Genomic DNA, 13,369 nt, shown 5'->3' on the forward strand with positions numbered 1-13,369 from the left:
ATACAACGTAATCTGTAATAGGCGCGGAAACGTAATTTTTATTCTTGATTTTGTTTGAAACCGTCAACTAATTATTGCGCATAGGATCTTAAGTTGGCTTTATATGATATATTTTCAGTGATGATTTCTACAGATAATTTCGATACCCATCGTCCACTTTATTTAACCAAACGTACATTTAATCAATATGGAAATGCATGACCCCAATAACGACATCAAAGATGATGCATTAACCCATTTTCTGACCAGGACACACCTGCAGGCACGAATTTTCATGCACCGCAGCTATTGCGAAGAATGGGCCATCGATATTGCAGGCACCGGACAGGTTCCTTTCTACCTAGTCGACAATGGTCAGGCATGGATACATATGGACGGCATGCAACCCAGGTTAATCCAGGCTGGTGACCTGGTCATGTTTCCGCATGATTCTCACCATGTACTTGCCAACAGTCAGAAACCGCAGGACAGGAAAAACATCAACCAACCAAAAGACTGTGTAAAACAGGAAAGTTTAACCAGCGTATTATGCGGCTTTTATGAATTTGAATCGGTTGCTGCACAGTTACTGTTAAATGACATGCCCGACATCGTTCTGCTGACTGATGCACGCAACAACCCAACGACTGACGGCATCGCCCATGTCCTAGACACAATCCTTATCGAATTGAAGAATAACAACCCTGGGCGTAATATCGCGCTTCGTGACCTGGCGCGCCTGCTGTTGCTGCACCTGCTGCGCAATTGTTTTTCCGCCAACCTGTCACAGGGTTACCTCAAGGCATTGATCACTCCGCAAATTGGCCACGCCCTGCAATTGATCCATACTCGATTCAATGAGGAGTGGACCCTGGAAGAGCTAGCCCGCACAATTGGCATGAGCCGTACAGCCTTCGCCCAAAAATTTCATGAATACGTGGGAATGCCGCCAGTCAAATACCTGACCTCATGGCGCATGCAGGAAGCCACCAACCTGCTGACAAACACCACGCTCAGTATCGAGAAAATCGCCGGGAAATGTGGGTACCAATCAGCAGCCTCTTTCAGAAAATCCTATAAAAGTTTCACAGGGAATACACCCAGGCAACTTCGCAAAAAAAGCCGGGATTCGTTTATCAGTCGTGCCCGACGGAGAATCCTGAGATCCGAAGACCCTCCATTGAATCAATAAGGGTATTTCAGTCAGGCCGAATGAAACCACAGCAAATAACGGATCATCCGCATGTTGCCATTATTCAAGATATTTCCACATTTTTATGTATAGTTACTATTAAAACACAATCAGAATAGGAGGAGATCGTGCGACTCATTCGGGATCACATCGGAAACAAGATTCTGGTTGTGGTTGGGGTTTCCGCGCTGGTCAGCCTTCTCGGTATGGTGCTGTTCTACACCTGGAGCGAGAAACAGAGCATTCTCGAACAGTACACCAAGGGGCGCCAGGAGCTGTTGAACAGCGTTGACAGGGGCCTGCACTTCATCATGATCACCGGTTCCGCTGAAGCCGCCGAGAAGTATGCCCGTCAATTATTGGAAGCTCCAGATGTCACCGAATTTATAATTCTCCGAACAGACGGCAAGCAGGCCTTCCTCGATAACAACACCATTCACCAGGTCAACTGGAACAAGGGTGAGGAGCTGTTCACCCCCAGGGATGAGGAAACCGAGCGACAGGTTATCAATCCAGGAACCCCTGAATTCCGCAGAACAATTCTGCAAGAACAGATCGTTCTATACAACGAGCAAGTGAGCGATGGGGCTCCCTTGATAACCTTTCTGAAACCACTCATCAATGGCGAGGACTGCCATCGTTGCCATGAGGAGGAGGATCAAGTACTTGGTGTCATCAAACTGACCTCCTCCCTGCAGGCCACCCATGACGAAATAGAGAAGACCTGGCAAACCGCTTTAGTTGTCCTCGGAATTTTTCTGCTGATTATGCTACTGATTACTACGGTACTGATGCGCCGAGCCATCATTGTGCCGGTCCAGTCAGTGACCAAGGCCATGAAGCAGGTTGAAGAGGGTGATTTTACTCAACAGGTGCCTGTGCTTGGCAACGATGAACTCGGCCGCATGGCACTCAGCTTCAACAGCATGATCGAGAGACTGTTACAGACCTATACCGGCCTGCAACGGGAACAGGATAAGCTCACCACTATCATCCTCAGCTCCAGCGAGGGAATCGTGGTTACTGACCACGACGACAACGTCGTGCTGGTCAATCCGGCGGCCGAGCGGTTGCTCGGCAAAAGCATGGGACAGATCATTCGCGAGGGCTTCAAGTATCTTGCGGATCAGCCGGACGTGCTGCAGGAGCTGATGGACGGTAAGGTCGAGGATAGCCAAATCCTCAAATTCAATGACCGGCTACTGCAGGTCTACGCGGCCCGTATACGCCGTAGCGACGGTGAACCCATTGGCTCTGCTGCCCTGATTCAGGACGTAACAGAACAAAAGCGCCTGGAATCCGAGCTTCTTCAACTCTCCTACAATGACCAGCTGACCGGCCTCTACAACAGGCGCAGCCTGGAAAAAACGCTGGAGAATCAGTTGCGCCTGGCAAACCGGCACCATTCCCCGCTGGCCATTGTCTTGTTCGATGTGGACCATTTCAAGCGTTTCAACGACACCTATGGCCACGACCAAGGCGACAGGGTGCTGTCCACCCTGGGTGGTCTATGTATGAACGTCTGCCGTGAAACCGACCATCCCTGCCGTTACGGCGGTGAGGAGTTCTGCATCATTCTGCCGCATACCAACAAGGAGGGAGCCATGGTGTTTGCCGAGAAGTTGCGTCGGCGTGTGGAACAGGCCCGGGTTGACGAACTTCAGGTCACCATCAGTCTGGGTGTGGCCTGCACCCTTGGCCAAAAACCCATCCGCGACATCAATATTTTCATCAAGCAGGCCGACCAGGCGCTCTATGAGGCGAAAAACCAGGGGCGTAATCGTGCTGTCCTCGCATTCTCGAGAGATAGCGATCAGCAACCGGACGATGGAGACAAAACATGACGGACTGGATCAAACTGAGCGCAACACTCTTGTTCTGCATTGGACTGATCATACAGACTATTGCTGTCGCCACTTCCGAGCACGAAGACGAGGAGTATTATCTGGCACTGGGAGGGCGTGCCTACGACAACTGGATGAACCTGATTGATAAGAAAGAACGGAAGCAGCGCGGCCTGAGCATTCAGGAGTTCCACCACAACCATCCCCTCTACCCAGCCGCTGGCAAGAAACGGGGACTGACCACATGGCGTTGCAAGGAATGCCACGGCTGGGACTACCTTGGCAACCAGGGAGCCTATGGCTCAGGTTCTCATTACACGGGCATCAAGGGTATACGAGACATGCAGGGGGCAAGTCTCGACAGCATCGCTGCGATCATCCGTGGCGACAGCCATGGTTACGATCAGCGCATGATTGACGATGGCACCTTATCCGCTTTGGCACTGTTCATCAGCCGCGGCCAAGTGGATATGAACGCCTACATTGACCGTGATACTGGAAAGGCCAAGGGAACACCGGGAAAGGGCAAGCCCCTGTACAACTCCCTATGCGCTATCTGTCATGGTACCAAGGGTAGAAAGATCAATTTCAAGACGTTCAACAAGCCCGAGTTCGTTGGAACCGTGGCCAACAGGAATCCGTGGGAAGTATTGCACAAGATACGTAACGGCCACCCCGGTGAGCAGATGATCTCGGTACTCGCACTCAATATACAACAGCAAGTGGATATCCTCAGATATTCTCAGGAGCTGCCAAAACAGTGAATACCTCGGGGCATTATTCCCAAGGTAGTTGAAAATATAAATCCTGTTTTGTACTTCCAACGCTTGCAGTAGGGCTTATCGGGGACACTTTGAAATACTCAACGAACGCACCAAATCATTAGGAATAGTGCGAAAAGCGGATATTGCAAGTACACCACTTGTTTTAATCCACCGCTTATCCACCCCAGAACCAAACACCGGATTCACAACTTCCGTCTTCCCCAACAAACCGCCACCGAACAGCTTCCCGGCTCTCGTGGCCTCCATGGGGGCGTTGAATACCAGCTGATTGGTCTGCTCAGAGAGCTTATCAATGAATCGCAACACGCTATCGAAACTGCGGAAATTCTCGGTCAACTGGTCGAGGAGGTGACCGCCTGCATCAGAGAATGGGCAACCTATTGAAGCTGCCCCACCACGGAGTTGAGCTTTGACTGCTGCATCAGCAAGAAATGCTCCACTGTGGATGTTTCCTGTCCCCTGCCGGAGTAGTCAAATTCCATGAGATCGTTGTCGGCAAATTGCGTGGCGATTTTTCGTAATGTAGCGAGGTGGCATATGATGTTGTGACTGGAGCCGATAAGGTCTTCGCGGTTGAAGCCGCTGATGCGCGCAAACACGTCGTTGACAGAAATGATGATGCCCTTGAGGTCGGTGGTCGATATGGTTCGCTCATCCTGCCCGTAAGTGACGTCTCTATCGGTGACCGGGAGGTTGGTTTTAGGTTTTAAGGTTGAAAAATCCTCGTTGGTTCGCCCCGGCGAATTGGGTAACACGCCTGTCCTTTGGGGGCTGCAAGAAAGACGTAGGCCAGGTATAGTACATTAGCAAATACTGAAATAAACTGTATCGATTGAAGAAGACTAAACAATATTGATTTCACTCAGGAGAACGTCTGTTAATAAATTGAAGATTCAAACAGTGTCAGGAGGTCTGCTATTATTTAATAACCACATTATTTAAAAGCTTTTCAGTCTTTTCAAAACCCCCAGGCTGAGTCCAGCAGTAACCGGAAATACCGGAACGATTGAAAACATTATTGTTTATTCAGAAACAAAAATGCTATTTTCCCCAAAAAATTTCATGCCAGCTTCTATTTTAGCGACCACTCTTCTATTTTTTTGCCCGATCCTGGCGATAGCAGCGGATGCCAGCCGAATACTTATCATACATTCGTATAGCCAGGAATACCCCTGGACCAAAGGCCAGCATGAAGGTTTTATCGATGGACTGCAACAAGAGCAGCCAGCACAAACCATCGTCAAAACTGAATATCTGGATAGCAAACGCACCGACTACAACAACAGCTATGCCGACTGGTTCGAGCAGTATCTTCAGATTAAATACCAAGACTTCAGGCCGGATATCATTTATGTCACCGATGACAACAGCCTGGATTTCGGTTTGACACACCTGGTGAATTTATTTCCGGAAACGCCCTTGGTCTTTTCCGGGGTCAACGACTATTCGATACAGGAAAGACTCGACCCTGCATTACAGACAGGCGTATTCGAAAAAAAGGAAATCGGTCCCAACCTGGAACTGGTGCAACAGCTGTTCGGCCAGCCTGATCAGATTTTCATCGTTGGGGACAACTCCAACACCTACCAGGCGATCGAGCGTGAACTGCGAAAAAAACTGTCAACAGCACAATTCCCGAAAACGATTTTTTTAGCCGACAACAACATCGATAACATCACCAAACCTCTCAGCTCGGTAGAAAAACCACTGGTGTTACTAACCACGCTCGGTGCCATGCGGGATAGCAGGGGATCAACCCTGAAACTCAACGACACGATAAAAAAGATCGTTACCTCCGGATCAGAGATTGTCATCAGCATGGAAGATGCCTACCTGTTTGATGGCGTACTCGGAGGTTATGTCACCAGCGGAAAGGCTCAGGGAATGGCAGCAGCTTCCCTGGTAAAAGCTTTTATAAACGGGGTAGAGATCACAGAACTGCCGCCAATTACAAAAAGTCCAAACGAATATATTTTTTCCGACCCCACTCTGCAGGCACTTAATCTTAAATTACCCGCAACCATCGCTAACAATGTAACCATACTAAATCCACGAACCGGTTTTTATGGACGTTACAAACAAGTCATTATATCGACCATTGTTATTCTGTTCCTGTCACTGATTGCCAGCCTTATCCTGTATACCTGGCTTACCTCAAAGAAAAACAAAAAATTGCAACAGCAATCAGAATTGCTCAGATTGAAAAAAGAGCAGTTAAGCCAAAGTGAGGAAAAATACCGCTTGTTGTTCGAACGCCCCGAAGAACCCATGCTGGTTATTCGTAAAAACACCTTTGTCATCGCCAATGATTCTGCCGCACGTCTTCTAGGCTACGAAAGCTCACTGGCACTGCAGCAAATACACCCGTCCGTTTTGTCGCCCGAAAAGCAGCCTGACGGCCAGCCATCAGTCGACAAAGCCAATAACATGATGGAACAGGCTTATAAAACCGGCTACCACAGATTTGAATGGCAACATTTAAAGAAAGATGGCACCCCGCTATTGATCGAGGTATCACTGACGCGCATTCCCTTTGAGGATGACTCTGCCCTGTTTTGTATATGGCGCGACATTACTGAATGGCGTAATGCAGAAAATGGGTTGCGTGAAAAAACCACTTACCTCAACAGCGTACTCAGCGCTTCGGTCAATATTGGTTTAATTGCCACAGACACCAGCCTAATGATCAATTATTTCAACGAATCAGCCGCCCGTATTTTCGGAATGGAGCCCAACCAGCTGAAAGATCATAGCATCCACATATTTCATACAGGACACGGCCCTGAAAGCAAACAACGTTTTAAAGCAGCCATGCAGATAGCACAGGAAAAGGGAGAATATCGTTTTCAACTGAACCTGCCAATCAAGGGTGAAACACGAAACCTGGACGCCAGGATATCGCCAATCAGGGAGGATAATCAGGAACTGCAAGGTTATATCCTGATGATAGAAGATGTGACTCGTCAGCGTGAGGCGGAAAGACTGATCAAATTCCAGGCGTCTTATGATCACCTGACCAACCTGCCGAACCGGCGTACACTGCTGACTCGCCTACAACAGACCATCTCTCGTTGCAAACGTCACAATCACCTAGGTGCAATACTTTTCGTCGACCTGGATAATTTCAAACAGGTCAATGACTCGCTTGGTCATTCTGTTGGAGATTCACTGCTGCAGGAAGTTGCTCAGCGAATGCTTAAATATGTCCGTGATGAAGACACTGTAGCACGGCTTGGAGGCGATGAATTTGTGGTATTACTATCCGAATCAGGCAACACGCTGGAAAAAGCAATAGCCGATATCAAACAGGTTGCGGATAAAGTTAATGAGAATATCGCTCAGCCCTATCTAATTGACGGACATGAGATTCGTACAACCACCAGTATCGGTATAAGTGTCTTTCCTACGTCGGATGAAACAGCCGATGACATCTTACGCCAGGCTGATACCGCCATGTACCAAGCCAAGGAAGCCGGACGAAATACATTCAGATTCTTCTCGCTAAGCATGCAGAAAAATATTGAGGCACGCATGTACCTGCTTGATGAACTGCATCATGCTATTAAAGAAGACCAGTTCAAGGTTTATTTCCAACCTCAGTTTGACAGCTCCATGCAATTAGTCGGCGTGGAATCTTTGGTACGTTGGAAAAATGCAGACGACAAAATCATACAGCCGGGAGATTTTATACCCCTGGCCGAGGAAAGCGGTTTAATCCAGCCTATCAACAACTTTGTCCTGCGCCAGTCTTTGCTCAAGCAGTTGGAATGGAAAAAAACCTATGCCGAGAAAGAAGTTCAACGCATCTCGGTCAATATCAGTGCCGTTCAATTCAACCAGAATGATTTTGTGCAAAATATCCTGGATATCATCAGCCAAACAGGCACTGACCCGTCTGTCCTGACACTTGAGGTTACTGAAAGCATGTTATTGCATGATATCAATGCAACGGCATTAAAGATGAAAGAGCTGAAAACGTCCGGTGTACGTTTTTCCATTGACGATTTTGGCACTGGTTATTCATCCCTGGCCTACCTGAAGCGTCTGCCCATCAGTGAAATCAAGATCGATCGCTCATTTATTCATGACATGCTTGATGATCCCAATGATACTGCGGTGGTTGAGACCATCATCAAGCTAGCCACCCAACTCGGCATGGAAACCGTGGCTGAAGGTGTTGAAAACAAGGATGTCCTTGAGCAATTGATCGATTTTGGCTGCCAAACATTCCAGGGGTTTTATTTCAGCCAGCCTGTGGCTGCTAAGGAATTCGAAGAGCGTTTCCTGAATAAGAGTACAAACTGGTCCACCAACCAGAGCACACGTCTTTGGAATGAATTAAAGCCATAAAAATGGCTGGTCAGCGGTATAAATGTTTGTATTGCATTTACCCCGAAAAACCAGCCCGCCAAGGTCGAGTGTTTTTTCTGGAAACTGCTTTCCAAGTTAACCGATCAACACCACAATTTACCGGGGCAGCGGGGCAATTTATCCAAATGTCTTTGTCAGGGCCTTCTACATCACCCTGGTATATCAATTGAACTGATAGGTTTGATCGTATCGTGCAGTTCCTTTTGTGGCGCTTCAATCTTCAAGAAATCAGGCAAATGCTCCAGTTCAGAAACAACCACTGTGTCATACCATTTGCCGAATCTGCATGCATGGTGTGAAAACGCCACTTTTTCATCCAGTGAGACACATCGGTAAAATCAACAATTCTGCAACCATATCTTCAGCGACCACGCTCTGCTAATCATGGGAAGAGCTCATTCTCTGTCTGCGTGCACAGGCTATAGCCCTGGATCACCCTGCCATCCTGCAACTGCACCAGGCACCGGCAAGTCAGTTTTTTACAAGATTCGGTTATACTTGCAGGAAATTTGCAGTTTGGGGATACAGCCATGCACATTCAACGTCAGGGACAGTGGGTCTTCGCGATCGGGCTGGTCGTAGTGTTGACCAGCGTGCTCGCGGGAAACTTCATCCAGGACGAACTTGTCAGCCTGGGAGACCGGGCCTTCCTGGCCAAACACAGCGCGACAGGCTGGCTGGCCTTTATGTCTTTCGCCTTCGGTTTTCCGCTAGGCATGGCGGTCTGTGCCACCGGCATGTTCATGGCGAGTGAACCCGCAGTCGGAAAACGCCTGCTGTTTGCGCTCACCGCACTGCTTGTCGCCCTGTCGGCCATACTGGTGCCGGGAATCGCCGGGCGGGCACCCAGCCCCTATTTTTTCGGCACCGGCGGCTATATTATTCTGGTGCTGGTGCTGGCAACCCTCTGGTTTTGGGGCAGGCATCGGGCCAGCCTGCCACCCGAGGCGCGACTAGGCGCGGACCTGCAGGGCGCCGGCTATCTCTGCTTCGCCATTGTCGCCTGGAACCTGTGCGGCGTTGGCGGCATGCCGTCCTTTGCCCTGGATCCGGAAAAAATGCTGGCCACGGGCAGCCGTGGCTTTGCCATCGGGCAGATGAAAGCGATCATGGCGGCGCTGGTGGCCGGCTGGATACTCACAGCAGCCGGTTATCGCATATCGCTTAAGACCTCGCAATAACCCCGCTCGGAGCAGGTGATATGCAGTACAATCCGTTGCGTATCGGCAACAGCAGCAGACCGGGCCAGCTGTTGCGAATTTTACAAGCACTCCTGCTGGCGCTGCTACTGTCGGCCTGCAGTCGTATCCAGCTGGCTTACAACAACCTCGACTGGCTGTTGCCGCATTACCTCAGCTCTTACATGCCCCTGTCCGATAACCAGGACAGCCTGCTGGAAGCGGGCGTCGAGAATTTCCTCCACTGGCATTGCAGCACCCAGGTCACCAACTATGCGCATCTGTTGCGCGAAGTCGATAGACGCTTCCGAAGCGACGATCTGATCCGAAGCGAACTGATAACCTTCAACGATCGTGTCCAACAGGCCTGGACGGGCATCCTGCAGCAGGGCAGCCCGGCACTGGGTGTTATCCTGCTCACCGCGGATGAAACCCAGATCAGGGAACTCTTCAAAGGCTTTGAGGAACGCAATAGCGAGTGGCTGGAGGAGTTCGAAGCCACCAGTGACGAGGAGTTGCGCGATGACTACCGGGAACGCATGAGCAAGGAGTTGCAGCGCTGGTTCGGCGAACTGGACGAACGGCAGGAACAGCTACTGGTCGTCTGGAGCAGGCGGTTCCAGCCACTGGGCCTGCAGGGATTGGAAGTGCGGCGGCGCTGGCAGTCACGCCTGCAGGAGATCATGAACGCCCGCAATGATCCCGAGGCTTTCCAGCGCGAATTCGCTGAACTGCTGACCAACCCGGGCACACTGCGCACCCCGGTTTACCAACAGCGCCTGGATCATAATCTCGACGTGACGATCGACATGCTCTATACCATTGTCCAACAACTCAGCGATGCGCAAAAGCACCACCTGAAACGGCAGGTCAAAGCCGTGGCAGGCGATTTTGACGGCCTGGCATGCAGTGCTGAACCGGTAGCGTCTTGAATAGATAACTGTGCTATCAGCCGGGCGCTGAATCTCTTGAGCAGCACGAACCTCCGGTTTGGTTGGCCAACTCCTGTATTTGGGCCTGTGTGATGGCGGATCTGCATAGGCGCTGCGGAGCTGAGTGCGCGCCGACCGCTATCGGGAGATGGCACTCAAACTGGCGCCGACCGTGGCAGTTAGTAAGCTGCTACAGCATTGTTTCTTTCATCGGAACCGCTGACCGGCACTGCGGGCGAAGTCGTTGACTCTCTGTCCGCAAGTGCGTTTGATTAACCCTAATTCAGCAAAGATTGCATTGTATACGGATCAATTTGACATTGTTGATATTAATGCTAGTTCCGTTCAAGGTGCCGTGACCTCCGCTGGCATAGTCGATAAAATCCGGCGGATCTGGAAAGGTCATATCATTGGTGGTCAGGATATCACTATTACCAAAGCTGAAACTGCCGTCACTGCTTCTGAACTCGTAACCTTCATTGTGATATTCACCCGGAGTATGCTGCTGAAATTTTAGTACTCCCTCCATTCCTGTAAAGGTTTGACCTAAGCAGTGTATGGTGAATAGACAAACGGGATAGGAGATAAACTCATCGGATTGTGAATCGGCGGTTTTGTTAACGCAGACCGTACCGTAGAGTTCAGAAACACCATCGTCACTCCCTGACTCTCTGACATTTGCAGTTATCGCATAGATATACTGCGGTTCAATAACAAACTTCAATCTATTTTCAAGCGGTGTTGTATTAGGCATGAGAAACTCCTTTGCTCATGATTATTCAAATAAAATATAGAAACTGGGCAGCCCCAGATCAACCTTAGTCAGTGCGCCTATATGTATAAGGAGAATAACCCCTATCACCCATGAATATCAAGGCTGAAACTGGAGCCTGGGTATACTTGAAATATCCGCCTATCTGACATCAATCTATTCACCTCCCTGGATTTCCGCCTGAACCACCCGCTTCCACTGCCTACTTAGACTTCCGGTTTAGTTCAGGCAAAAGGCCACCAAGCAATGCATCCTAATGTTGTATCAGTGTATCAATAGCCGGAATCCTGTTGAGAGCGCCCAAAATCGACCCGAATCAGGAGAGGTCCGTGCTAGCGGAAAAATAAAGTGAAAAAATAAATGAAAAATAAAGGAGAAAAATAAAGGACACCCTAAAAAATAAAAAAATAAATAAAGGACACCCCAACAAATATTGAAAAATCACAGTAAGTGATATAGGGTTTATCGAAAGAAACAAATCAACAAGGAGGTTGATATGACAAGAGCACGTAAAGCGCTTGTGAGCCTGGAATCCACGCCTTACTACCACTGCATCTCCCGCTGTGTTCGTCGAGCATGGTTATGTGGTGAAGATCCCTATACCGGTCAGAACTTTGAGCATCGTCGACAATGGGTGTTGGATCGATTGCGGGAACTATCTGAACTATTTGCAATTGATATCTGTGCCTATGCGATTCTATCGAATCATTATCATGTTGTAGTACATGTAGATAGTAAAAAGGCCAAATCCTGGTCAGAGCGAGAGGTCATTCTAAATTGGACACAACTCTATAAGGGTCACTTATTGGCTGATCGTTATCTATCAGGTGATGCAATGACTACAGCTGAGCGAGTTGCTCTGTCTGAATTGATCGAAGAGTGGCGACTTCGCTTATATGATATCAGTTGGTTCATGCGTTGCTTGAATGAACACTTAGCGCACAAAGCAAATGAAGAAGATAAGTGTAAAGGCAGGTTTTTCGAAGGCCGCTTCAAGAGTCAGGCCTTACTTGATGAGGGTGCAGTTCTGACTTGTATGAGTTATGTAGATCTCAATCCAATTCGGGCGTCAATGGCTGAAACACCAGAAGAATCAGACTTTACGTCCATACAAGAGCGTATCAAGGTCTATATTGAGAAACAGCGATCAGATAACGTAAGCCAGCCTCGTACGAAGCTGTATCCATTTGCAAAAACAAAAGGAAATGAACCACTCAATGGAATCGATTTTGCTGAAGAGGACTACTTTCGGCTGCTGGACTGGACAGGTAGAGCGATACGAAATGATAAGAGAGGTTCGATTCCAGAAGATTTAGCACCAATTCTTGAACGGTTGAATTTAAAACCTGACGTCTGGTTGAAAAGCATCAATAACTATAACAAAGACTATTTCACTGCGGTGGGTTCATTTGAACATATCAAGAGTTATGCTATTGCGCTCAAAAAGCACTGGTTCCAGGGGCAAAATGCAGCGAAAAACAATTATTGTCTCGCATAGGATTTGTAGGGCGGAATATTTCTACGGTTTCTATATACAGTAGATAAGAGCTAATGCAAAGTTGGGGTGTCCTTGATTTGTATTGATTTTGTCGATGCAAAGTTGGTGCAAAGTTGGGGTGTCCTTGATTGCAATTTTGCATTGATTTTGTCGGATTTTGTTTGATCAGAGCCACAATGAGCAATATGATGATCGATACAATCTGCACTTGCTTGCGCGACCTGGTCACAATCACTTCTCCTTTCCACTGAGCGAGATAGCACATGGGCCGAAATATCGCTCAATGGACATGGGGGATATCTCGAATGTATTGCTATTTTCAACCCACGAGAATCGAGGTGCAGGATTTTGTCTCATGTCGATGGAGCTACGTTGAATATAGCCTGGTTCAGGTATAGCTATGTATGGCTCTCCTTTTAAGTGCAACCTCGTTGCGCAGGCAGACGGCCCGTCATCGGCCGTACGGTGGCGTTATTACGAATCCCCCACCCCCCTGATGCCCCCTGCCAACCGGTGCAACCCATCTACGGTCAATTGATCGAGTTCCCGGGGAATGTCACATTCATACATGCCGCATGTCCGATTCATTAAGGGTGATAAAGAGGTTTCATTGAGCCTAGACTGGCCGGTAACAGGTGTATAGCACACATTTGTGTTGCCACATTTGCATAAGGTACCAGGAGAATCACCGCCCCGCTATCGAACTAGACTGAAAACCGCTACCTGAATATATCTGAAACACACGTCTAACTGACCCGAATCCATTCAATCCGCTGGCCCTTGATGCGGTCGATCACCTTGGCTTCACCGCTACACTA

10 protein-coding genes are annotated in these 13,369 nt (G+C 48.7%); 7 read left to right on the forward strand and 3 right to left on the reverse strand.

Translation table 11 applies throughout. The features are described 5' to 3' along the window. Nucleotides 1-193: 193 nt before the first annotated feature. The 3 genes from AC4IE8_RS17780 (at nt 194) to AC4IE8_RS17790 (ending at nt 3,779) form a co-directional block, all read left to right on the forward strand. Nucleotides 194-1,171: a cupin domain-containing protein gene (locus tag AC4IE8_RS17780; protein WP_490791615.1), complete on the forward strand. Its 978-nt coding sequence runs from the start codon at nt 194-196 to the stop codon at nt 1,169-1,171. 128 nt (nt 1,172-1,299) lie between these two features. Next, complete coding sequence (locus AC4IE8_RS17785; RefSeq protein WP_490791616.1) at nt 1,300-3,015, forward strand: sensor domain-containing diguanylate cyclase; 1,716 nt, start codon at nt 1,300-1,302, stop codon at nt 3,013-3,015. After that, on the forward strand, nt 3,012-3,779 hold the full coding sequence (locus AC4IE8_RS17790) for a hypothetical protein (RefSeq protein WP_490791617.1): 768 nt from the start codon (nt 3,012-3,014) through the stop codon (nt 3,777-3,779). Before AC4IE8_RS17785 ends, AC4IE8_RS17790 begins: the two co-directional genes overlap by 4 nt. Nucleotides 3,780-4,177: 398 nt before the next feature. Here the strand turns inward: AC4IE8_RS17790 and AC4IE8_RS17795 are convergent, their stop codons facing one another. Beyond that, nucleotides 4,178-4,555, reverse strand: coding sequence for a PAS domain S-box protein (locus tag AC4IE8_RS17795; RefSeq protein ID WP_490791618.1), 378 nt, complete (start codon nt 4,553-4,555; stop codon nt 4,178-4,180). Nucleotides 4,556-4,838: 283 nt separating this feature from the next. On the opposite strand from AC4IE8_RS17795, the gene AC4IE8_RS17800 reads away from it, so the two are divergent. Next, nucleotides 4,839-8,150: an EAL domain-containing protein gene (locus tag AC4IE8_RS17800; RefSeq protein WP_490791619.1), complete on the forward strand. Its 3,312-nt coding sequence runs from the start codon at nt 4,839-4,841 to the stop codon at nt 8,148-8,150. 170 nt (nt 8,151-8,320) lie between these two features. On the opposite strand, the gene AC4IE8_RS17805 is transcribed toward AC4IE8_RS17800, so the two are convergent. Next, the gene (locus AC4IE8_RS17805) at nt 8,321-8,479 is read right to left on the reverse strand and encodes a CZB domain-containing protein (RefSeq protein ID WP_490791620.1); all 159 of its coding nucleotides are present in this window, start codon (nt 8,477-8,479) and stop codon (nt 8,321-8,323) included. A gap of 222 nt (nt 8,480-8,701) precedes the next feature. Here AC4IE8_RS17805 and AC4IE8_RS17810 point away from each other — a divergent pair, with 222 nt between their 5' ends. Together AC4IE8_RS17810 and AC4IE8_RS17815 are read left to right on the forward strand one after the other, a co-directional pair. Then, entirely contained in the window at nt 8,702-9,352 is a 651-nt protein-coding gene (locus AC4IE8_RS17810) for a hypothetical protein (protein ID WP_068987786.1), read from the forward strand. A 20-nt stretch (nt 9,353-9,372) separates the two neighbouring features. Next, a complete protein-coding gene (locus AC4IE8_RS17815) occupies nt 9,373-10,281 on the forward strand; it encodes a DUF6279 family lipoprotein (protein ID WP_490791621.1) in 909 nt (302 codons plus the stop codon). A 283-nt stretch (nt 10,282-10,564) separates the two neighbouring features. On the opposite strand, the gene AC4IE8_RS17820 is transcribed toward AC4IE8_RS17815, so the two are convergent. After that, nucleotides 10,565-11,035: a hypothetical protein gene (locus AC4IE8_RS17820; protein ID WP_068987784.1), complete on the reverse strand. Its 471-nt coding sequence runs from the start codon at nt 11,033-11,035 to the stop codon at nt 10,565-10,567. A gap of 514 nt (nt 11,036-11,549) precedes the next feature. Between AC4IE8_RS17820 and AC4IE8_RS17825 the strand changes: the two genes are divergently transcribed. Next, nucleotides 11,550-12,551 carry a transposase gene (locus AC4IE8_RS17825; RefSeq protein ID WP_068987783.1) on the forward strand — a complete coding sequence of 334 codons (1,002 nt, stop codon included), beginning with the start codon at nt 11,550-11,552 and terminating at the stop codon, nt 12,549-12,551. Nucleotides 12,552-13,369: the final 818 nt, after the last annotated feature.

The organism is Candidatus Thiodiazotropha sp. AKAK2 (genome assembly GCF_058244685.1).

Bases quoted from the DNA above. Each gene is read 5' to 3' on its own strand.
- AC4IE8_RS17780 (WP_490791615.1), top strand. From the start codon at position 194: ATGCATGACCCCAATAACGACATCAAAGATGATGCATTAACCCATTTT.
- AC4IE8_RS17790 (WP_490791617.1), top strand. From the start codon at position 3,012: ATGACGGACTGGATCAAACTGAGCGCAACACTCTTGTTCTGCATTGGA.
- AC4IE8_RS17800 (WP_490791619.1), top strand. From the start codon at position 4,839: ATGCTATTTTCCCCAAAAAATTTCATGCCAGCTTCTATTTTAGCGACC.
- AC4IE8_RS17810 (WP_068987786.1), top strand. From the start codon at position 8,702: ATGCACATTCAACGTCAGGGACAGTGGGTCTTCGCGATCGGGCTGGTC.
- AC4IE8_RS17815 (WP_490791621.1), top strand. From the start codon at position 9,373: ATGCAGTACAATCCGTTGCGTATCGGCAACAGCAGCAGACCGGGCCAG.
- AC4IE8_RS17820 (WP_068987784.1), bottom strand. From the start codon at position 11,035: ATGCCTAATACAACACCGCTTGAAAATAGATTGAAGTTTGTTATTGAA.
- AC4IE8_RS17825 (WP_068987783.1), top strand. From the start codon at position 11,550: ATGACAAGAGCACGTAAAGCGCTTGTGAGCCTGGAATCCACGCCTTAC.